Raw genomic sequence first — 21428 nt, forward strand, 5'->3', positions numbered from 1 at the left:
CTGTACTCGGAAAAATCAAAACCCCTTAATGGAAACAGCACTTTTTTATTTGTTACTTGGAACCGGTCTTCGTGAGTCCGAAGTGGTTTCTTTAAATGTCGGTCAATATCGACAAAAAAGTTTGTGCGATGTTCTTCGCCACAAATCAAAACGAATTAGCCAAAAAATTCCTGTACCACAAGAGAGTAGGGCGTATTTGGATCAATATCTTGAAAAAAGAGAAGCACAAGAAGATGAACCGTTATTTATTTCACGCTATGGAACACAATTGCAAACTCTAGATGTTTATCGAATATGTCAGCGAGTTTTAAAACAAGCCCTCGCGTTTTTACCGGAACATGAGAAGTTTGATTTTACACCACATAAGTTGCGGCATACTTTTCTAAAGAAGGTCACTGATAAGCATCGGGTGCATTTTGCGCAAGAGTTAAGTGGTAACGTTTCTATTAAAGAAATTTTTCGTTATGCCAAGCCACGTCCGGATGAGATTCAATCTACGATTGAAAAGTTATTTGAATGAATCAGTACAAAGCTATAAGATTTCTATTCCGCTTGTGGCGCATTTGGCAAATTCATCCAATAATTGACTACACAAGGAAACCCAGTCGGCGTACTTTCATTATAATATTCCTTTTTTATATGATCAAATCTATACATATCTATTTTCCCTATATAGCCTAAATATCTCCCTGACTGGGATGGTAAGCACTTTTTCTGTCTATTCATTTCATTGTCACCTCCGCTTCTGTTTATTTTAAACATAGCCCATTAACAAATCTCATTGTTAAAGTCTCTGGCCTACAATTACGGAGTAACAAAGTTAATGTAACTGTTTTGAGTTTTATAGTTCACTTTAATCCTTTTTAATAAGAATAAGAGGAATCGATGATTCATGGTAGAACGCGGTCATTTGCTTGTGTTGTGGTGCGCAACGCGCTATAATTAGTCATGATTAAATCATTTAAACATAAAGGCCTCAAACAATTTTTCGAAAAAGGAGATTGTTCAGGCATACAATCTAAACATGAACAAAAACTAAGGCTGCAATTGGCTGCCTTGGATACGGCTCATGTTATTGAGGATATGAATCTACCAGGATATAGACTTCATAGACTAAAAGGTGAAAGGAAAAATTGCTGGTCTATTACGGTAAATGGAAATTGGAGAATAACTTTTGAATTTGATAGCGGTGATGTTTGCATCGTTAATTATGAGGATTATCACTAATGAATATGCATAATCCCCCTCATCCGGGGGAATTTATTAAAGAAACATATCTAGAGCCATTAGATATTAGTGTTCGCCAAGCTGCAGAGAAGCTTGGTGTGGCTCCCTCTACGTTAAATAGATTAATCCGTGGAGAGGCTCACATATCTCCTATTATGGCGTTACGCTTAAATAAAGCATTTGGTCGCTCAGCGGAAAGTTGGTTGAATATGCAGGCTAATTTTGATATTTATCATGCTAAATCCCTGATAAATCTAGAAAAAGTTAGTGTTATTTATCAGCAAGAAAATGTTACTTAATTTGTGAAAATCATAGAGCGCATCAATTGTTTATTATCTTTTTAAACTATCCAGTAGAATATGTGTAAAAATCTGGATTTATGTTGGATACATTGGCATAACAAACAAGAGCTTTTGATTTCCTATCAATATTAAAAAAGATAACAATATTTACCTTTAAAAAATAAAAATCCTATTGATAGTATTTTCCAGTTACTGTCGGGCTTAATTTTGAAGAAATTAGCAATGAATTAGAGGAAGTACTTGATAATATCTCTGCTACGATTACTCAAATTAATAATTAAAAAATTTTAGACCATTAAGAGCTTATCTAAGTGCCTGCATCGCAAAAAATTATTTTGTACAAATTGAAATTAAATTAGTTAAAAAAATTAATTTAAAACCAAGTGGCTAAATTAAATTCAGCAATGAATGGGTAAATATTTGACAAAACCAAAATTGTGCTCTTAAAATACGCTACTAGTAGTTTATATTTCCATCTGTGCTTAATAACATACTATGGTAATAATGGTCATTTCTATAGCCTAATGAATGTCATCATATAGCTTTCGGCTATTCACTTTCTGAATTCCTGAAATAGTTTGAGATCTCATTTTCTTATTCTAGTTGGCTAAATTATCTAATGGAAATGCAAGATTTAACTTGGCAGAATTTTAATGGAAATATTAACCGACTTAAAAGCAATTTTGCACTCAAAACGCGCCAATATTTATTACTTAGAAAAGTGCCGTATTATGCAAAAAGATGGTCGAGTTCTTTATCTGACTGAGGAAAAAAGCGAAAACCAATATTGGAATATTCCTATTGCCAACACAACGTGTCTTTTACTGGGAACTGGTACATCTATTACTCAAGCTGCAGTGCGTATGCTAGCTCAAGCAGGGGTAGTGATAGGGTTCTGTGGAGGAGGCGGTACACCTTTAATCATGGCTAACGAAGTTGAGTGGTTCACTCCACAAAGTGAATACCGACCAACAGAGTATATGCAAGGGTGGATGAAATTCTGGTTTGATGAGGAAAAACGATTATTTGCTGCAAAGCAATTTCAACTCTCACGTATCGAATTTTTAAGAAACCAATGGGAAAAAAGTCGAGATCTTGCTGCGGAAGGATTTAATTACCACGATTTACAACAAGAATTATTAATTTGCGAAGCTAAAATCAAGAGTGCAACCGAAGTCAATAAACTAATGCAGGCTGAAGCAGAATTAACAAAAAATCTTTACAGGTACGCTGCAAGCCGAACTCAGTATGGAAAATTTAGTCGAGAACGTGAAGCTAAGGATAAGGCCAACATTTTTTTAAACCATGGTAACTATCTAGCTTATGGTTTAGGCGCAACGACACTCTGGGTGCTTGGAATTCCTCATGGATTCGCCGTTATGCATGGTAAAACGCGGCGTGGGGCGTTGGTATTTGATGTGGCTGATTTAGTAAAAGATGCCATCATTCTTCCCTGGGCGTTTATCTGTGCTAAAGAAAATGCCACTGAACAGGAGTTTCGTCAGCAATGTTTACAGGCTTTTGTCGATTTTAAGGCATTAGACTTTATGTTTGATCAAGTTAAAGCGGTGGCCTTAAAGACTGATTGGGAAATAAAAAATAAGAGAGAATGTACTCTATGATGGTTGTTTTTGTTTCTCAGTGCCAGAAAAAAGCTCTTTCTAGAACTCGACGCGTCTTAGATGCTTTTGCCGATCGTATCGGTGACAACACTTGGAAAACTGTAATTACCCAAGACGGCTTATCCTCCGTTAAGAAACTTTTGCGCAAAACCGCCACTAAGAATACAGCGGTGAGTTGTCATTGGATCAGAGCAAGATCGAGAGCTGAGTTAGTTTGGGTTGTTGGCTGCAGACACGCTTTTAACCATCTTGGTGTTGTACCAGTTAATTTTACATCAATGGAAGTCATAATGGATAAATTGCCTATAGAAACTGAATATTTAATTGCCAACAAACAAGCTCAATCTCTCAGTCATCATCTTTTTGCAGTAGGGTACGTTGCTTACTGTTTGCTTGAAAAAATAGGGATAGTAAACCAAAAATTAAAACAATCTGCTTTTATTTCTGGAATACTCCATGATATCGGAAAAATAGATCCGGAGTTTCAAAGGTGGGTCTGCAGCAACAAACATTCAGAGAATATTGTTCCTGAGGACGGAGTACATATTGATGCGCCGAAGAAGTTCTCATTCGAAAATCATCCAAGGCATCACGAGCTTTCATGGTTATTGAGTGAGTCATTGCTGGCTGAATCACAAGAGCTTTCAAAAGATCAACGAGTCCAGATTGTCCACGGCATATATTGGCATCATACAAAACCGTTTAGGAAAGAGGATAAATTTATTGATGCAGAAAAGATATTTGCCATTTTTAAAGCGTCATTAGCGAATAACAATATTAAAGATATTTATACTCAAGCCAGGGCGGTTCTGAATGATGTCTCTATGTTCGCGAGTAAATATAATATCTCTAATCTCTTGCCTGATTTTGCAAAAACTTTTGAGTTAACAGATAGAAGTCTGCCAAAATTTAAAAAGTATGACAACATATTAGATGATTTAGAACGTTATAAATTGGATATTCGGCATAACGCTTTAAATAATCTTGTTCGCTCGGTTGTTATCAGCTCAGATCGCCTGGTTTCATCTTGTCCTGTGGAGGAACTTGAAGAGTATCTTGCTGAAGGCTCATTAAAAAACTTAGTGGATAATCTCACGGAGGAAGATGGCCAACTGCTAAATGGAATTCGCGATTGTCTGGATGGATTTGAGAGACGCTTTCCTTTAAACGTTCAAAATCGCGCTCAAAGCCAAGCAGCCAAAAAACTTGCTGAATTAAGAAAAATTGCCTCAATTAATGAGTTACCTAACATTAGTGTTCTTCAAGGTCCAGCTGGATGTGGTAAAACCAAAATTTCTCTGGAATGGGCATTACTTACTGAGGCAAAAAAAATTATTTGGGTTTGTCCGAGAGTTCAAGTTTGTCTTGGTTTACTGAATGACTTAACAGCGTTTGATTACCTTCCAGATTGCAAGATTGAAATTTTTACTGGTGAATACAAGAAAATTTTACGAGGCGGTATTGCTTTTGATGATGCTCCAGATACTGAAGAGGATTCTTACTTTTCTGGAGATATTGTTATCACAACAATTGATCAGGCTGTAAATTCCGTTATTACACATCATAAAGTAACAGCACTTATTGATTTAATGCAGGCTCATGTTGTGTTTGATGAGTTTCACGAGCTGATTCATATGCCTGCTTTTAATCTTCTTTTTGCCGAATTGATTGAGGCAAAGAAAGCAAGGGGTGCGCAGGCTAATACTTTATTGGTGTCAGCCACACCGCATTACTTTTTTATAAACAAATTTTTAGATATCCCTGCCGAAGATATTGTGCCTATCGATAGCTTTAATAATTCTCGCTATCAGATTGAATTTCAGGTTTATAACGAAAAAGAGATGCCTAGTCCACTTATAAGTGAGCATCAAGGAAAAAATACATTTGTTATCAGTAATACGGCACAAGATGCTCAGCTGGGTTATCTGAAACACCACAACACAGAGAATAGTGTGTTGCTACATTCCAAATATACTAAACAGGATAAGGCCTTTTGGTTTAATCAGGTATTTGAAAGTTTTAAACGTGATGGTAACCGAAATTTTGACGTGTTGCGATGTGGTCCAATTGTTCAGGCTTCTCTTAATATCAGTTGTGAACGTATGTTGACGGAATTGACCTGTGCAGAGAACTGGCTGCAGCGTCTAGGACGCTTGGATCGTTTTGGAATTAACTCAGAGATTAATCGTTATACCACTGTATTGCCAGACAATATTGATAAGGAAGGAAAACAAACCAGCAATTGTGCAAAGTTTTTGAACCAGCTCTGTATTTGGCAAAGCACTAAAGCATGGTTTAATTTTTTAAAAGACAAGTTGTATGACAATCGTGAAGTCAATATTAACCAATTATATAAATATTACGTGGAGTTCTTTGCAAATCCCACCTCACAAAAAGCTATTAAAGAAGATTTTCTAATGGCTCTTAAAAAGAGTGTGGACTTAATTAATGACAAAGTCATCGACCCAATATCTGTTCCGCCAAAGTCAAAAAGGGCAGATAACGTAGTCAAGATCTCTGCTAATTCGCTCAGAGGTGATAATCGTTTTGTCCAAATGGCTGTTTGTCGGATAACAAATTCTCTAGAAGTTGAGGTGACTAATGATTATGTCTATAGCGAGGAATTTAATCCAATCGCCCCTCAACCAAATCTGACAGCCTCAGTAGAAAGTATGAGAGGTTATGGTGATGATAATAATAACCTTGTGCAATTTATGCGGAAAAAACATCATAGTATTAAATATGGCTCTGGCTATAAACAAGCACGCAACGAATGGGTATTAATCAAAGAAGCCTGTTCTCCTGAGGCTCCTATCTATCTTAGTTATACTCCAAAAGATCTGGAGCAAATCGGTGGTATGAGTGCAGCACATCAACAAGCTGTCTACTATGTCATCACGAATAAACAACCCGTTGGTGCCATGTCAATTGACAAACTCAAACAACATTTTCAAAGAACTGATATTTCTAAATAACCATGGCAAAATGAGGAGATACAATCAATATGAATAAGATCACAGGCATTAAAAGTGTGGACTTTAAAATCACAGCTGTCGGGCATGGGGTTGTGAATTGGAATGGCCCAACAACATTAAGTAATGAAGGACGTCCTGTCGACAATCATACTCTGCCGAAGCTTCGTGGGTACACTAATTTAACGGGTAGGATAAAGGATGAAACTGGTTATAAGTATATAAAGGAAGCAACGGACATCGATTTTAAACAGACTCCCTTGTATATTAGCCAAAACTGTATTCGCCACCACCTGTTTAGAATGCAGGCATTTGATTTGCATTATGCAGCGGAAAAAAATCTTGAAAAAGTACTTGCCTCAGTAACGGGTCTTATTCGAGGCTACGTGGTTCCTGCAAGTCAATGTAAACGTACTAGTCCCTTATTACTTGAAGATTTTGTTGATCAATTAGGGAATGGTAATTTTGAACAGTTTTGTCAGTCAGGGGAGAGAGATAGTTCTTCGTTCTTTTCTAAGACCACGTTTGGTGACACTCAATATATCTCCTATGGTTCGATAAGTATAGAACAGCTCCAGTTTATTTCATTAGATAATAAATTTGATCGAGCAGCAATGATCATTAAAGACAATCAAGGAGAGGTTATTGCTAAAGTCATTGAAGAATTTATCCAATCTCTAAAACCAGCATTGAAGCCCAAAGCAGTATTTCATCGGAACTATGTACGTAAGGGTACTATTTTTGAAATTGGGGAAGCAGGCATTCTTTTGAATCAGGATGCAATCCAAGCATTGGTAGAGACAACTTTAGAAATGATTAAAGCCCTCTCCATTCGTCAAGCAAAATCCTACATGTATGTAGATGAAGTTATTGTGGATTTTAATAATAGCAATCAAATGATGCGTATTAAGCGCACCCCAGACCAAATTTCACCTATACCAGAAGACGAATATGCAGTTTATTTTGAGTCTAAAGAGGTGTAAAGAATGAAAATAACCATTGACTATGAGGCGTCTTGGAGAAACTCTTTCTTGGATGGTTCAAATAATCAACCAATAACTAAAAAAGGGCGTGATTTCATTGGATCAATGACAAAATTAGCGGCAGAAGAAAATTATCAATCTCGGCAGATTACAATCGATACAGTCCTTGGAGTGTTAAATCGGCTGATTGGCGAACAACGGAAGCTTTATCAAATCAAACAAGGCTTTGGAGATCACAGGCATTATTTTGAAGATATGATTGAGTCTATTCGCTTTGAAGATAAACCAAAGATACAGTGTCAGGAAATCGCCTTTATAAGAAATATGAGTGGTAATACTGATCAAAATGCTTTTACAGGAATGATTAAGGTGAACGATTCCGCTTTCCAATCAGACTTTTCGCAGACTTTTTGGGGGATTCTATCTCTCGACTTTGAGCAACTATGTCAATTTATTCTTGAGAATTCAAAGTTTGAAAGTAATATCGAGTTAAATCCGATTGGTATTTTAGGCCGCCTTGAGGAAATAAAAAAAATGAAGGCTGTTGAATATGCCGGAAATGCAAAATTAGCCTCAGAAAAGCTGGCTTCGTATTTTGCGAAATATAGTCCTTTAGACAATAAGGGGCAATTAAAACCTCTTCCAATGTATTGTTCATCACTTTATCTTCAACTTAATCGATTAGAAAAGCATTATGATATTTCAGGCGCCAAATCCAAAAAAGGCGGGATAAGTGGAATCTCTAATAATGGATTTACGCCAAAAGATTTTATGGGCAGGTATACAACCGGCCCTAAAAAATTAATCTATGGTAATCCCTATGTTCGAGAGGAGTTTGTCAAGGGCCAGGGGAAAATCAAACATACTTTGATTAAAGCAAGTGGCCAAATGGAAATATATTTAGATGTTGATTTGGAAAAGGCGATAGAGCTTAAAAAAATGATCGATTCTGCTGGAGTTTCTTCTTTTTACTTGGGGAAAAAGGGACTTGCCTATGTTTCCCATATTGATGTGCGTTAAGGAGAAAACTATGGATTATTATGTTGATATTCTAATTATGCCTGATTCAGAAAAGAGTTCGATCTTTCTATTGAATACTGTTTACTCAAAACTGCACAAAGTTTTGCATGATATGGCTTCAACTTACATTGGGGTTAGCTTTCCGAGGTATAATATTACTTTGGGTAATGTTTTACGTATTCATAGCAAAAAAGTAGTTTTAGATGAACTGCTTGGTAGGAACATTTTGTGTGGGATAAATAAATACTGTGAAGTAAGTCCGATTAAACCGATCCCTATGGATTCGAAGTTTCGGACTATTTCACGCAAACAAACTACCATGAGTCAATCAAAAATGAGGAGGTTATTTAAACGTGGTTCCATAACAGAAGATGATATCAGGCAATACAAAGCAAAAATGCTCTCCAAAAGTATTGATAGCCCTTACCTTGAGTTGGTAAGCGGATCAAATGGGAACAGGTATAGGCGCTACATTGAATTTGGTGAGTTACTCGACCAGCCAGTTTATGGAAAATTTGATCGGTTTGGTCTTTCCAAGACAGCTACCATTCCCTGGTTTGACTAAATAAAGTAATATGAAATCTGTTAAGTTGGAAAGGTTTAAGCGGAAGTTGTAATTGGTTCAAATATTTGAGTCATTTTCTAGAAATGAGATGAGAAATAATCCAAGTTTGAGAATATTTCGGTCTTCTAACTACCAATAATTTCAGCCCTTAAAAATTTTTTAATAAAATCAAATAGATATAAGTTAACTAGAAAAATTGGTTAAATCCATATTTTTCAGTTAACTCTTTGTTGTATCTGTGTTTTAATAGTTTATATTTCAGTTCACTGCCGTATAGGCAGCTTAGAAAATGAAGCAGTGACAATAGGTTCTGATGTACTTGTTCACTGCCGTATAGGCAGCTTAGAAATATATTACTTGACTACAAAACAATAAAGCGTAGTTCACTGCCGTATAGGCAGCTTAGAAATTTTCATAATACACCTGCCATAAGTTCTTCCAGTTCACTGCCGTATAGGCAGCTTAGAAAAAGAACTCACGCAGGAAAAGCCAAAACCTAAAGTTCACTGCCGTATAGGCAGCTTAGAAAAAGGTAAAGGTTTAGGTTTATTCAGAATTGCGGTTCACTGCCGTATAGGCAGCTTAGAAATCAGATTTCGCTCTAAGGTGAGTACTTGTAACGTTCACTGCCGTATAGGCAGCTTAGAAAAAGTGGCACTACAGCGCAGCGTCCGGGGATGTGTTCACTGCCGTATAGGCAGCTTAGAAAAAGGTGCAAACGCTCATTATATAGACACTGGCGTTCACTGCCGTATAGGCAGCTTAGAAATTTCACGCAGGTCAGTTTGCAATTTTCTTAAAGTTCACTGCCGTATAGGCAGCTTAGAAATTCTATTTCTATCTTGTGAACACCCCAGAAGCGTTCACTGCCGTATAGGCAGCTTAGAAATGAGCAATCAACGGCTTTCTTTTATAGACAAGGTTCACTGCCGTATAGGCAGCTTAGAAATAGCTATTTCTCCTTCTGGATTAACGCTAGGCGTTCACTGCCGTATAGGCAGCTTAGAAATTGTAGCATCTGCCGCTGTTATCCCTGTTGCTGTTCACTGCCGTATAGGCAGCTTAGAAATCTGCCTCAATTTCCGCTTCTTCTCGTTTTAGGTTCACTGCCGTATAGGCAGCTTAGAAATTAAACGTTTCATCGTCAATGCTCTTATCACTGTTCACTGCCGTATAGGCAGCTTAGAAAAGACAGCTAAGATACGTTCAGCACTTGTAAAAGTTCACTGCCGTATAGGCAGCTTAGAAAATGGTACTGGCAAGACAATTACATCGACAACTGTTCACTGCCGTATAGGCAGCTTAGAAAGTTTAAGTTCAATAGAGCGCAAGAATATATTCGTTCACTGCCGTATAGGCAGCTTAGAAAATGATTGAAAATTATTGTGAGCATGACCCAAGGTTCACTGCCGTATAGGCAGCTCAGAGAACAAGAAGATGATTATATTAAGGTGACTTTAATGAAGCACATTATCCATCTTTATTATGCTTGAAATAATATTAACCACTGCATTCTTAAAATGAGCATATAGTGATATGATTTACTTCTAATAAATTTAGAGATTATGTCATCTAACTCCTATTTGAAGAGAAAATGAAAAAAATAAACCCAATCTTCATCCCACTTTTATTTGTTATATTCCTTTTTTTTATAATCTCAACCGTCAGTATTATTCCAGTAGGTTATGTAGGGATACCTGTTCTTTTTGGTCGTGTCCAGACTGGCTATCTTGATCCAGGTATTCATTTTACAAACCCATTCACTCGGGTTGTTAAGTTTGATTTACGTACTCAAAAAGCTGATGAAGAAGGGGTGATACCAAGCAAAGAAATGCTAAATCTGACTCTTAAGACCTCGGTTAACTACCATCTAAATAAATCTAAAATTGTCGATATTTATAGCAGCGTAGGTGTTGATTACTTCGATAAACTAATAGAACCTCACATCCGCTCAAGCATTCGCCAAATAACAAGTAATTATAATGCAGAGCAGTTCTTCTCAGGTGACAGAAACGAAATAGCATCTAATATTCAAAAATCATTAATACAGGAATTAGAACCACGAGGCGTTGTTATTGAGTCGATAATGCTCAAGGAAATATTGCCTCCTGAATCAATCCGACTAGCAATTGAAAATAAGCAAGCTCAACAACAAGAAGCTGAGGGGATGAAGTTTCGACTACAGCGGGAAAAGCTCGAGGCTGAGCGTAAGAAAATTGAAGCTGAGGGAATTCAACAGTTCCAAGAAATTGTTAAGAGAGGAATAGACCAAAATTTATTGGCATGGAAAGGAATTGAGGCTACTGAAGCTTTAGCTAAATCGCCGAACGCTAAAATTATCATTATTGGAAATAATGACAAAGGTGGGTTACCCCTTATTATGCCAACTAATAATTAAACCCTGTGTCGTAATTTATAAAACTTATTTCTTAGTTTTGCTGTATAAGGAATGGGTAGGGGTGTTCATTAGTGGTGAATTCAACATTAATTGTTTATCCTTATAGCATTTAACGTTAGAATCATTAATCAAAGATCTTCTCTTTAATTAAGAACTATTTTTATTTCTTTTCCATTTACACCTAAGGTTCCGAAAATTTTATAATAATGATTACTCTTTTTCCTGGTTATAAGAATTAATTATTCGTTCGATGTTGGTCCAGTTATCTAGGTGAAAATGGGGATTAATCCTTTATTTCTGCAATGCACCCCCATTCTGTATCCCAAAAGAGTCGTTTTAAACTCTTATGTTGTTTAAGCAAATCTATCAATGTATTTACAGACTCATTTTTCGTTGCAAATATGATGATATTTGCAGATTTTTTGACAGGTACTGCAATGGTCGCATTGGCAAAACTCTTTTTAATTAACTGAAATATAGGCCATTGCTCATTGCGATTCGCTAAATTGACAGCAAGAATGCCTTCTGGTAGCAATATGCGTTTGCAGTGATTGAAAAACTCTTCAGTATTGCAATGGGCGGGAAAAATCTCATCAGTGAATAGATCAACAAGTAAATGTTGGAAACAGCGATCTGTTTGCTTTGCAAATATCTGGGCATCTTGATGGATGATTTCCATATTTGTGAGCCGATTGGTCATAAAGAAACGCTGTGCAATATCGATGATATCACTGTCATATTCTACGACGGTTAGTTTGAGATTTTTCCTATAAGGGTACAGGGCGTGTGCTGCTCCTGCTCCTCCCAATCCAAACATACAACAGCTGGTAGGATTCATACGAACAAATAAAGTAAGTAGACTGATATAATAAAGGCCAGGGCGATAAGGGTAGTACCTATTTAGCAGTGTTTGCAAAGCATGACTATTGAATTTTAGCCAACGAAATAAAAAATTTTGAAAAACTTGCACTCCCTTAGAGGATTTATAAATACATCGACCATAAAAGGTTTTCCACATAGTTAATCGCTTTTTTCTCTTTGGAATGGATAGATAGAGTTTAAGGCTAATAAGCGAGTGAGCTCATCCAAGGCAGTTAAACATTCATTAACAAATAATGGATCGACTAAATCATCTACATGTAGGTGCGTGCGGTAATGACGCATGACCCAGGCTTCCAAATCGGCCAGCAGTGTTTCGTTTATTAAAATACCTTGGTGCATGGCTTGTAACTCTGCTTCATTTAATGGTACTCGTAACCGAAGACAAGCAGGGCCTCCGCCATTACGCATACTTTGCTTAAGGTCAAGATAATGCACTGTTATAATAGGATTTGAATCATCAGCAATAAGATTATCAACCACCGCCTTGGATTGGCTATTTTGTTCGCACTCTGCTGGAGCAATTAACATCATGGAATGTTTCCCATCTTGATTTTCTAAGGTAAGAAGTTGGGAATTAAAAAGATAAGTGCTCACGGCTTCAGAGACGGCTAATTCATCACGCCGAATTTCGATGATGTTTAGAGGAAAATTTGCTTTTTTCCGTAGTTCCTCTAACACTTCTGCTTGATTAACCCAGGCATCCTCATGGATTAATAAAACTGATTCATTAGCCACTCCAATGACATCGTTATGAAAAACCCCTTGATCAATAGCCAATGGATTCTGGCGTGCAAAAACGATTTGCTGGCGCGGCAGTAAATGAGTACGGGCAATCGCTTGAGAAGCCTCTAAGGTTTGTCTGGCTGGGTGTTTTAAAGGGCTAGACTGAAATCCTCCACCGATAGCGCGCCTACCATAGACAAATAGATTGATTGCTGGGCTGCTATGCTTTGCGCAGAGTCGATTATGATTGGCAGCACCTTCATCCCCTGTGGCAGTGCTTTTGGGGAGGAGGGGGTGATGCTGAAAGTAATTTTTATCTGCAAATAAATATTTTAATAAATAACTCGAAAAATCGGCTTCTTGGTGGCGGTGCAGGTTACTGATTAAATTGGCAGCAGTAAAATGAACACGATTATCAGCTGTATCAATGCTGGCAGAAACAGTTGCTGCATTTGCTGTCCACATACTTGAGGCAGAGTAGCAGGCACTAAGCAACTCAGGAGCACTCCGATAGGCTTTTTCAATTTGTTGTGCTGGACTTCCACTAAAACCAAGTTGATAAAGTAAATGCAAATTAGGCCGTTGATGTGGTGGAAGTAAAGCTTGCTTTAGCCCCACTTGATGCAATAATCGCATTTTAGAAAGCCCTTGAAGAGCAGCGGCTTGTGGATTGGAAATACTTAAGGCATTGGTTGTTGATGCAAGATTGCCGGCCGCCAGGCCGGCATAATGGTGAGTTGGCCCAACTAACCCATCTAAATTTAATTCAAAGTCTGCCATAATTTTATTCCAACCGAATTCCTGGTAATAATTGCGACGGTATTGATAAATGGGGTTGCTCAAGGCTTGCAATTGGATAGGCACAATAATCGGCTGCGAAAAAAGCACTAGGTCGATGGTTGCCGCTAGAGCCTACACCACCAAAAGGTAGACTGCTTACTGCACCAGTTGTTGGTCTATTCCAATTAATTAGTCCCGCACGAATGCTATGATAAAATTGCTGATAGCTCTTAGCACTATCGCTAAGTAATCCTGCTGCTAAACCATAGCGTGTGTGGTTAGCTAAAACTAAGGCTTCCTCAAAACTCCCATATCTATAAATTTGGCTCAATGGTGCAAAAATTTCCTCATCAGGAGGATTATCAACTTTGGTCATGTCAATAATGCCTGGTGACAGAAGTCCGGATTTTTCTTTGAGTAGCGACATCACTAGTAAAGGTTGGCCCCCAAGTTTGATAAGGGTTTCTTGCGCTTTAAGATGCATCAGTGCATGCTCATGACTAATAACAGGGCCCATGAAGGGTTCTGGCTGCTGAGTGAATGCAGCCACATTGAGTTGTTTACAAGCCTTAATAAAACGCGATAGAAATTCATCGCCTACTGCATTATCAGGAATGAATATACGTCTTGCGCAAGTGCAACGCTGACCTGCGGTGATCATGGTTGAGAGTAGAGTATGGTAGATTGCAGCATCAAAATTTTTAATAATATCAATGATTAAGGGATTATTTCCCCCCATTTCAAGCGCTAATATAACGTCAGGTCTGCCGCTAAAGTGCTCATGAATTTGCTTTCCGGCACGATAACTGCCTGTAAAATAAACCCCTTGAATGTCTGAGGCCAAAAGTGCCTGCGAAGTAGCAATACCTCCCTGAATACAATTAAGGACACCTTGTGGCAATCCACTTTCATGCCAGCATTGAACAATGAATTGTGCGACAGCAGGTGCCAATTCGCTGGGTTTATAGACGACGGTATTTCCTGCTAAAAGAGCTGGTATTATATGACCATTACTTAAATGTGCCGGAAAATTAAAAGCACCTAAAACAGCAACCACACCATGAGGTTTGTAGCGGAGGTAAGCTTGGGCATCAGAGGTACTCGATTGCTTTTCACTGGTTCTTTCCTGGTAGGCTTGCGCTGATAAATTTATTTTAGCGATCACAGAGCTGACCTCTGTTTTTGCTTCCCACAGTGGTTTGCCTGTTTCTAAAGCGATTAAGTAGGTCAACTCCGTTTGTTTTGTTTCTATTTCCTTGGCAAAATTTTGCAAGTAAGTCATACGCGTTGAAGAGTCGAGTGATGCCCAGGAGGGAATAGCAAGATGTGCAGCTTCACAAGCAGCGAAGACTTCCTCTTCGTTGCCATGGTTCCCTTGCCAAATAATACTACCATCTGCCGGATTTTGAGAGTGGAAAGCTTCTCCTTCTCCTCGAATCCAATTGCCGCCAATGTAATGAATTGCTCTATTACTTTGCTGACTTGTTTTCATGTTTGGGCTCACTGTAAATGGTTTGTTCCTCGATTTGTAGAGGAGCTAAGCGTACGCAATCGCCACGTTTAATTGCCAATAATTCTGCTGTTTTTTTGCTAATAATGCAGGAGTTTTGTTGCTCATTAAAGATTGCTTGGCTGATAGTGGCGCGAAAATCGAGTTTAGTGTTCGCTAATAAAAAGCGTTTGGAGCTGACTTCATCACTAATGCTTTTTACCGTCATAATATGACTACTCGCAATCGTTCGTATTTGATTTCGTGGGGCTTCAATGGTTGGGCCTGCGTCAAAAATATCGACGTAGGAATTGTAGCGAAAACCCTCACGCATCAAAATATTCATCGCTGGGACTGTTGATTGATGCGGTTTACCAATAACTGCTTGTGCCTCTGGAGCAAGGAGTTTTACATAGATAGGATTTCTTGGCATTAGATCGGCAATGAATTGTTTGTTTGTGGATATAGTTAGCCTATCTGCTTCTGCAAATGGCATATGAAAAAAATGCCTACCCACATTATCCCAAAAGGGAGAGTGTCCCCATTCATCAGAAATGCCACGCATTTCTGCGATTACAGTGGAAGCAAAACGATTCGGATAATGTGCCATGAATAAAAATCGTGCTCGTGAAAGCAATAAACCATTACTACTGTGTCTGAAAGCAGACTCTAAAAATAGTGTACAAATTTCACTACGTCCTTGATTATCATTGACGAGGCTAAGCACTTCATAATCACTGCGTATGTTAAGTGAATGACAGATACGTGTACGTTTAGAAATTTTATAGGAATAAAAAGGGAGATCATGGCCTGTAGAAGCTTCAATGCCTGATGTGCCGACTACCTGTCCTGTGGCAGGGTCTTCAAGTACAAATAAGTAATATTCACTAATTGGATGACTCACTGTTTTTTGAAAAGAATCACAAGCCCATTTAAGCCGCTTACGCAAGAGTTCTTTATCTTTGGGAAGCGTTGTCATACCTATTCCACAATGTTCAGCAAGATGGTGAATCGCATCGAGATCAGAGTCACGAGCACTGCGAAATAACATCATCCTTGTAACTCCTCAAGTCCACCTTTTGCTAAGTCAGTAAGTAGGAGGGTACTGAGTGTCGTACGTTCTACAAAGCTATCTAGTAAAATGTATTCATTAGAGCTATGAATATTTCCTCCACGAACCCCCAAAGTATCAATAACTGCTAAACCGTGGTTAGCTAGGTTATTACCATCACAGCAACCACCACTATCTTGCCAATCAATTTTTAAACCAAGTTGCTGCCCTATTTGTTGTATGCGAAAAAATAGTTTTTCCGTTGCAGGACAGACTCGTTTGACAGGGCGGGTAAACGCCCCATGAAGGGTGAATGAGTAATCTTCACGCTTCATCCTACCGAGGATTGCATCAAATTGTTCTCTGACCCAATTTTCATCTTCTGATGCACCAATTCGAATGTCCATTTTTGCAACTGCTTTGTCAGGAACTACATTTAATGCGCCACCTCCTGCAATTTTACCTACGTTAATAGTGACATTGTCTCGTAGGCCATTAAGAGCATGAATCGCGGTAATTGCTTCGGCTAAATAGCAGATTGCATTGCGTCCTTGATAAAATGATCTCCCAGCATGTGCTGTTTTACCCGTGGCGACTAGAGTGAATTTGCCGCTGCCACGACGATTTTTTGCTAAGGTGCCCTCAGGATTCATCGTGGGTTCATACACTAAAGCAGCTTGATAATTGGCAGCAATTTCATCAAATAAATCTTTAGAAGCAGGGGAACCAATTTCTTCATCAGCATTGATAACTATATCCCATCCTAATTCTTTGGCTATTGGTGTTTCTTCAAATGCACTAAGTGCATGTAATATGATAATTAATCCTCCCTTCATGTCAGCCACGCCTGGGCCATTGATGTGGTTTTCATTGACATATCTTAAAGTTTGGAAGGGATGACTGGCTCCATAGACTGTATCCATATGCCCGGTTAACAGTATGCGACGCTTTAGTTCAGGACGTTTACGAATAAAAAGGGCATCGCCACATCGTTGTTTGGAGGTTTCCCCTGTCATGTTAATGGTGGCTATTTCAGGAAATGAGTGGACGTGTATTTCATCAGAGAGTGGCTTAAAAGCGCTCTGCAAAGCTTGAAGCATGACTGCGAGACCTTGCATATTTTCTGTGCCGGAATTGATCTCGCAAAATTGGTGTAATTGCTCTACCATGAGTTTTTTACGAGCATTCAGATAAGGCAACAATCCCTTTAAAGCTTGATCCATATTGATAACCTATCTACAAAGCTTATGACATTAGCGGAAAACTCCTAGCTTCGCAACATTGTTAACTAGGTTATCAGGGTAAATGCATCTAATTTTGCCCTGGGTTAGGCTATGAAAACTTCACAGTTGGCATGTTGTAACCCCTAAGAAATTTTCTGTAGAGTAGAGCACGGATAGTTAAATGGTACTATACAAGTGAAGTAGATTGGGTATCTGTCTTGACTGAGTTAACAAACTCCACGTCTTTGAGATGATGGAGTTGATCTTTCATTGTATGTTGGATTTCCTTGCGACGCTCTGAGTCAACACCTGCTTTATAAGTGGCTATTCCTGCAGTGATCCATTCTTTGGTGTGGCCTAATGACAACGGATATAAAATAAGCCCAAGGATAGATTTCATAATTCCTGCAAGTTTTTGGAGGACTGGTGAATGAATTACCAGTTTGTCGGCGAGTGAGTGATAGGCTTGCATATTGACTGGATTAGGATGTAAGGCGACTTCTGGCGTTCGTATGGCTGCTTCAAGTAATAATCGTTTACCGCTCACCCCTATATTTTGTTGTAATTTAATTTGCTCCAAGATTTGTAAGCTTTTATTGATGGCGGTTTCATCATGGGCATGCTTTCTGGGTAAGCATCTTTGGCATTTTTTAATTCTTGTATGCTTTGTTCGATTCTCTGTGCTAATAAATCATTTACTCGAGAGTGAGGGCAATTGATGTCTCGCCATTCGATAAGCCAATTTTTCATTTCATTATTTTTTAACTTATCATAATTGGCATTAACATAAGCATCAACGGCATTCCAAATCACTTTTAGATGATGATTCATTCCACGTGCTTTAACCATGGCAGGAGCTGCATGCAAGGCTCGTTCGAACTCTTCTCTATCCATCGGGATGTTATTTTTATCGAGAGTATTTCTTTCAAAAGACTTAATAAGATTGTAATAAGCTGAAGAGACACCACCTCGGTCAATGGCATCCTTACAGGAAAAATTAATACTTTCTGGCTCAAGTTTTTGGATGATATGATTGGTTAGTTCAAATTTAATGAAATGAAACCAAACGGCCTGTTTTTGTGCACTTGAAATGGGGGTGCCAGGTAGGATACCCATAACATGGAAACTTTTATCTAATAGTTGACTTAACTGGGTTCTTTCCTCTTCGTTTGTGTAGTCTCCTGCTGGGTCTTGAAAAATCAGATGACGAATCTTATCACTAATAAAAAAGTCTTTAATTTTGTTCGTGGCATGTGGATCTTGATTGGCTATACCGAGAAACTCCTCATAAACTTGAGCATAGCTATGGCTATCTTTGGTTTTTCTATAACGATCGCCAGTCATTAAACCTTTATCTGCTGGAAGCGTAATCACGGCAACGTTAGGGTATTTTTCAAGTTGATGTAACTCTTGCGTAAGTGCCCGCTCCTTTTTGCCTTCGGCGTCTGTTCTGTCAAGGCCCAGGTTATTAAAATAAATATGAGTTATTTTTTTACTACTTCTTGTTTTTTCGGCTGCTTTTTCTGCCTGAACTTGCAACCATCTTTCGAACAAAGGACTGGTTCGCTCTATGCCTTTATCACGTTGCGCTTGTGTACCAAAACGATATTCCCGCGGTAGGTGCTCAGCATCAGAATGTGCTTGAGTATAGTTGTATTTGCGGACAGTAGCTAAACTGGTGGTATGTTGGGGTTTAAAGTCATCGGCGATCATGGCTGTAAAGCGGCCAAACAGTGAGCCAGCCTCTGAAGGGGATTGTGTTCGATTAATCCTTGGTCCTTTGTCTTTTAACGCGCTGGAGATAGATTGTTCTATATCCACGTTTACAGGTGCATGGTTAAGAGGGATATTCTTGATAACGTCGAAAGTATCTTCAAGGATGTCATTATCATTGTCATAAATAGAGAAAATAAAGTTATCTAGTTCTTTGAGTTCAGCGAGGGATTTTTCAAGTGATTGCTTATAACGCAGTATAAAAGTTTCCATTCCCGGAATAGTTTGTTTGCTGCTTGTATTGATTTGTTCAAGCTGGGCTTTTTTGAGGACGAATTCCTGTTTGGGCTTATCATAAATTTTTTCAATGTTACTTTCTACCTTGGAAAAGAAATCGGTATATACGTCAGCATATGCATAACCAGGGTTATAACTATCAGTACGAAAATTGTTTGCCAAAGAAGCAGGGAGGCGTTGTAGGACTGACTCACTAAATTGTAAGTTTTTTAAATAAGAGAAACAGTTTTTATTATGCAGACTATCACTAGTCATTTTTGTTATTTCTTCTAGGCTAGCTGACATTTTAGTCCTTAAATTTTCTTCTCGTGCTACTTTATTATTTAATTCTTAAGAAATTATGATATAAGCCAATTCATTATACCCTAACAAAGTCAGCAATAACTATGGACAGATTGGTTGAGTCATTAATAAAAAATACACATCAACAATGGCATCCTTTATTAAGCCAAGCTTTGCAGTGTGTTGATAAAGAGTATCTAGTTGGCCTTCAGCAGAATCAAAACTGGTTGCCAGGTAACAATAAGTTACTTGCTGCATTTAGTTTACCTTTGTATGAAACGAAGTACCTTCTGTTAGGGGAGTCGCCATATCCCCGTGCTCAATCTGCGAACGGTTATGCTTTTTGGGATAATGCTGTACACAATTTATGGAGTAAAAAAGGTCTTAGTAAAGAGGTCAACCGTGCAACTTCTTTAAGAAATTGGATAAAGATGTTACTTGTTGCTCGAGGGGATTTGCGGAATGATTTATCACAGATGGCAATTGCGAACTTGGATAAATCTCACTTGTGCCAAACAGCACAACAATTTTTTACTTCATTGATAAAAAAAGGTTTTTTACTTCTCAATGCTTCTTTGGTTTATAGTCCAAGTGAGGTGAGATTCCATGCGCGGCAGTGGAAACCTTTTATGAATAATTTATTGGATCAACTCGCAAATTATAATTCTTCCTTACAATTAATCTTATTTGGCAATATTGCGAAGGAGATACCGCAAGCTAAGTTTTTTTCTTGCTTAATTGCAGAGCATCCTTACAATCTAAGCTTTATTAATAATCCTCAAGTGCTGGAATTTTTTAAACCTTTAGACTTACTGAGTAACTATGAACACTAAATCAACGGTTGATTTGCGGGAGATTGCTAAGTTTTCATCACACGCTGCAGACTGGTGGGATATGGAGGGGCCTTTAAAAACATTACATGATATCAATCCTGTGCGTCTGAGGTTTATCATGAGAACGTGTAGCCTAAAAAATAAAAAGGTTCTTGATGTAGGGTGCGGGGGAGGAATTTTATCGGAAGCTATGGCAATTGAAGGTGCTAAAGTTACCGGCTTGGATATGGCATCAGATGCTCTGGAAGTGGCGAGAGTTCATGCATTAGAAAACAAGCTGTCAATAGACTATGTTTGCTGTCAAATTGAGGATTACGACAGTGAGAAATTTGATGTGATAACCTGTATGGAAATGTTAGAGCATGTGCCTGAGCCGCAAACAATTATTTCTCATTGTGCTCGGTTATTAAAGCCAGGTGGTTATCTTTTCTTGTCAACAATTAATAGAACAATTAAAGCCTATACAACAGCGATTTTAGCTGCAGAATATCTTTTAGGCATATTGCCAAGGCAAACCCATGATTTTGATAAGTTTATTAAACCAAGTGAGCTGGCGGCAATGATAAGAGTGGCCGAAATGGAGTTATCCAGTATGACTGGTATGACTTATAACCCCTGGACGCGCACGGCTAGCCTTTGTGATTCCGTTGATGTTAATTATTTAGTTTCTTGTTTAAGACCTTGATTTCTCTTCTCAACGTATCGTTGCTGATAACGTTGATGAGCATATTTTGCCTGCTCTTCCGTGACTACATCAACTTCATTACCAAAGAGATCTACTCGGGCAGCATTAGGTTTTTGGCAATTCAAATATGCTGGTGATGAGCTGTAATAACTTAATGCCTCTCTGAGTGCTTTTTTGCTAAAAGGAGGCGTGTCTAAACGCTCATAGAAATCAATGATTTCGTCAAATATACCAATTTGTAACGGTTTGACTTGATTTCCCTTTTTAAAGAAAGCATTGGGAAAGTGCTCTATTAGCCAGTCAATGATCTGCAATTTATCTTTTTTAATACTTTCAGGCTGCTGATTCATAGTAATCTCAGAGGGAGAGTTAAGTGTAACT

The 21428-nt window shown here is 38.3% G+C and carries 19 protein-coding genes and 1 CRISPR repeat array; of the genes, 11 read left to right on the forward strand and 8 right to left on the reverse strand.

Annotation, left to right across the window (positions count from 1 at the left end; translation table 11 throughout):
• The 9 genes from Lbru_RS02575 to Lbru_RS02620 all read left to right on the forward strand — a co-directional run.
• Window positions 1-520, forward strand: a 520-nt coding sequence (locus tag Lbru_RS02575) for a tyrosine-type recombinase/integrase (RefSeq protein WP_157061484.1), incomplete at its 5' end; no start/stop codon positions are given.
• A gap of 428 nt (window positions 521-948) precedes the next feature.
• A complete protein-coding gene (locus Lbru_RS02585; RefSeq protein WP_058440619.1) occupies window positions 949-1227 on the forward strand; it encodes a type II toxin-antitoxin system RelE/ParE family toxin in 279 nt (92 codons plus the stop codon).
• A complete protein-coding gene (locus Lbru_RS02590) occupies window positions 1227-1526 on the forward strand; it encodes a HigA family addiction module antitoxin (RefSeq protein ID WP_058440620.1) in 300 nt (99 codons plus the stop codon). The genes Lbru_RS02585 and Lbru_RS02590 overlap by 1 nt, the downstream gene beginning before the upstream one ends.
• 656 nt (window positions 1527-2182) lie before the next feature.
• Complete coding sequence (gene cas1f, locus Lbru_RS02595) at window positions 2183-3151, forward strand: type I-F CRISPR-associated endonuclease Cas1f (protein WP_058440621.1); 969 nt, start codon at window positions 2183-2185, stop codon at window positions 3149-3151.
• On the forward strand, window positions 3148-6126 hold the full coding sequence (locus tag Lbru_RS02600; protein ID WP_058440622.1) for a CRISPR-associated endonuclease Cas3'': 2979 nt from the start codon (window positions 3148-3150) through the stop codon (window positions 6124-6126). The genes cas1f and Lbru_RS02600 overlap by 4 nt, the downstream gene beginning before the upstream one ends.
• A 29-nt stretch (window positions 6127-6155) precedes the next feature.
• Complete coding sequence (gene cas7fv / locus Lbru_RS02605; RefSeq protein ID WP_058440623.1) at window positions 6156-7106, forward strand: type I-Fv CRISPR-associated protein Cas7fv; 951 nt, start codon at window positions 6156-6158, stop codon at window positions 7104-7106.
• Window positions 7107-7109: 3 nt separating this feature from the next.
• Window positions 7110-8126 (forward strand): type I-Fv CRISPR-associated protein Cas5fv, encoded by a 1017-nt coding sequence (cas5fv, locus tag Lbru_RS02610; RefSeq protein WP_058440624.1) that lies wholly within the window; start codon window positions 7110-7112, stop codon window positions 8124-8126.
• Window positions 8127-8136: 10 nt separating this feature from the next.
• Window positions 8137-8691, forward strand: a complete 555-nt coding sequence (gene cas6f / locus Lbru_RS02615) for a type I-F CRISPR-associated endoribonuclease Cas6/Csy4 (protein WP_058440625.1) — start codon at window positions 8137-8139, stop codon at window positions 8689-8691.
• A 261-nt stretch (window positions 8692-8952) separates the two neighbouring features.
• A CRISPR array of direct repeats spans window positions 8953-10120; the repeat unit is 28 nt; unit sequence GTTCACTGCCGTATAGGCAGCTTAGAAA.
• Window positions 10121-10285: 165 nt separating this feature from the next.
• A complete protein-coding gene (locus tag Lbru_RS02620) occupies window positions 10286-11089 on the forward strand; it encodes a prohibitin family protein (protein ID WP_058440626.1) in 804 nt (267 codons plus the stop codon).
• Between the two features lie 283 nt (window positions 11090-11372).
• On the opposite strand, the gene Lbru_RS02625 is transcribed toward Lbru_RS02620, so the two are convergent.
• The 7 genes from Lbru_RS02625 to Lbru_RS02655 form a co-directional block, all read right to left on the reverse strand.
• Window positions 11373-12107: a spermidine synthase gene (locus Lbru_RS02625; RefSeq protein WP_058440627.1), complete on the reverse strand. Its 735-nt coding sequence runs from the start codon at window positions 12105-12107 to the stop codon at window positions 11373-11375.
• Between the two features lie 2 nt (window positions 12108-12109).
• Window positions 12110-13474: an N-succinylarginine dihydrolase gene (gene astB, locus Lbru_RS02630; RefSeq protein WP_058440628.1), complete on the reverse strand. Its 1365-nt coding sequence runs from the start codon at window positions 13472-13474 to the stop codon at window positions 12110-12112.
• A 4-nt stretch (window positions 13475-13478) separates the two neighbouring features.
• Window positions 13479-14966, reverse strand: a complete 1488-nt coding sequence (gene astD, locus Lbru_RS02635) for a succinylglutamate-semialdehyde dehydrogenase (RefSeq protein ID WP_058440629.1) — start codon at window positions 14964-14966, stop codon at window positions 13479-13481.
• Window positions 14944-16017: an arginine N-succinyltransferase gene (locus tag Lbru_RS02640; protein ID WP_058440630.1), complete on the reverse strand. Its 1074-nt coding sequence runs from the start codon at window positions 16015-16017 to the stop codon at window positions 14944-14946. The genes astD and Lbru_RS02640 overlap by 23 nt, the downstream gene beginning before the upstream one ends.
• Complete coding sequence (locus Lbru_RS02645; RefSeq protein WP_083500800.1) at window positions 16014-17237, reverse strand: hydrolase; 1224 nt, start codon at window positions 17235-17237, stop codon at window positions 16014-16016. The genes Lbru_RS02640 and Lbru_RS02645 overlap by 4 nt, the downstream gene beginning before the upstream one ends.
• Window positions 17238-17424: 187 nt before the next feature.
• Window positions 17425-17817: a hypothetical protein gene (locus Lbru_RS02650; protein ID WP_058440631.1), complete on the reverse strand. Its 393-nt coding sequence runs from the start codon at window positions 17815-17817 to the stop codon at window positions 17425-17427.
• A complete protein-coding gene (locus tag Lbru_RS02655) occupies window positions 17787-19532 on the reverse strand; it encodes a hypothetical protein (protein ID WP_058440632.1) in 1746 nt (581 codons plus the stop codon). The genes Lbru_RS02650 and Lbru_RS02655 overlap by 31 nt, the downstream gene beginning before the upstream one ends.
• Before the next feature lie 110 nt (window positions 19533-19642).
• Here Lbru_RS02655 and Lbru_RS02660 point away from each other — a divergent pair, with 110 nt between their 5' ends.
• Both Lbru_RS02660 and ubiG read left to right on the forward strand, forming a co-directional pair.
• Entirely contained in the window at window positions 19643-20362 is a 720-nt protein-coding gene (locus Lbru_RS02660) for a uracil-DNA glycosylase family protein (protein ID WP_193786908.1), read from the forward strand.
• Entirely contained in the window at window positions 20352-21047 is a 696-nt protein-coding gene (gene ubiG, locus Lbru_RS02665; RefSeq protein ID WP_058440634.1) for a bifunctional 2-polyprenyl-6-hydroxyphenol methylase/3-demethylubiquinol 3-O-methyltransferase UbiG, read from the forward strand. The genes Lbru_RS02660 and ubiG overlap by 11 nt, the downstream gene beginning before the upstream one ends.
• Here the strand turns inward: ubiG and Lbru_RS02670 are convergent.
• Window positions 21020-21397, reverse strand: coding sequence for a ProQ/FINO family protein (locus Lbru_RS02670; RefSeq protein ID WP_058440635.1), 378 nt, complete (start codon window positions 21395-21397; stop codon window positions 21020-21022). The genes ubiG and Lbru_RS02670 overlap by 28 nt on opposite strands.
• Window positions 21398-21428 lie beyond the last annotated feature (31 nt).

This window comes from Legionella brunensis (genome assembly GCF_001467025.1).
In the GTDB taxonomy this organism is placed as follows: Bacteria; Pseudomonadota; Gammaproteobacteria; order Legionellales; family Legionellaceae; genus Tatlockia; species Tatlockia brunensis.

Coding starts and splice junctions, on each gene's coding strand:
- cas5fv (WP_058440624.1), top strand. CDS start 7,110: ATGAAAATAACCATTGACTATGAGGCGTCTTGGAGAAACTCTTTCTTG.
- Lbru_RS02625 (WP_058440627.1), bottom strand. CDS start 12,107: ATGTGGAAAACCTTTTATGGTCGATGTATTTATAAATCCTCTAAGGGA.
- Lbru_RS02640 (WP_058440630.1), bottom strand. CDS start 16,017: ATGATGTTATTTCGCAGTGCTCGTGACTCTGATCTCGATGCGATTCAC.
- cas6f (WP_058440625.1), top strand. CDS start 8,137: ATGGATTATTATGTTGATATTCTAATTATGCCTGATTCAGAAAAGAGT.
- Lbru_RS02670 (WP_058440635.1), bottom strand. CDS start 21,397: ATGAATCAGCAGCCTGAAAGTATTAAAAAAGATAAATTGCAGATCATT.
- astD (WP_058440629.1), bottom strand. CDS start 14,966: ATGAAAACAAGTCAGCAAAGTAATAGAGCAATTCATTACATTGGCGGC.
- Lbru_RS02645 (WP_083500800.1), bottom strand. CDS start 17,237: ATGGATCAAGCTTTAAAGGGATTGTTGCCTTATCTGAATGCTCGTAAA.
- cas1f (WP_058440621.1), top strand. CDS start 2,183: ATGGAAATATTAACCGACTTAAAAGCAATTTTGCACTCAAAACGCGCC.
- ubiG (WP_058440634.1), top strand. CDS start 20,352: ATGAACACTAAATCAACGGTTGATTTGCGGGAGATTGCTAAGTTTTCA.
- Lbru_RS02655 (WP_058440632.1), bottom strand. CDS start 19,532: ATGTCAGCTAGCCTAGAAGAAATAACAAAAATGACTAGTGATAGTCTG.
- Lbru_RS02590 (WP_058440620.1), top strand. CDS start 1,227: ATGAATATGCATAATCCCCCTCATCCGGGGGAATTTATTAAAGAAACA.
- Lbru_RS02585 (WP_058440619.1), top strand. CDS start 949: ATGATTAAATCATTTAAACATAAAGGCCTCAAACAATTTTTCGAAAAA.
- Lbru_RS02620 (WP_058440626.1), top strand. CDS start 10,286: ATGAAAAAAATAAACCCAATCTTCATCCCACTTTTATTTGTTATATTC.
- cas7fv (WP_058440623.1), top strand. CDS start 6,156: ATGAATAAGATCACAGGCATTAAAAGTGTGGACTTTAAAATCACAGCT.
- astB (WP_058440628.1), bottom strand. CDS start 13,474: ATGGCAGACTTTGAATTAAATTTAGATGGGTTAGTTGGGCCAACTCAC.
- Lbru_RS02600 (WP_058440622.1), top strand. CDS start 3,148: ATGATGGTTGTTTTTGTTTCTCAGTGCCAGAAAAAAGCTCTTTCTAGA.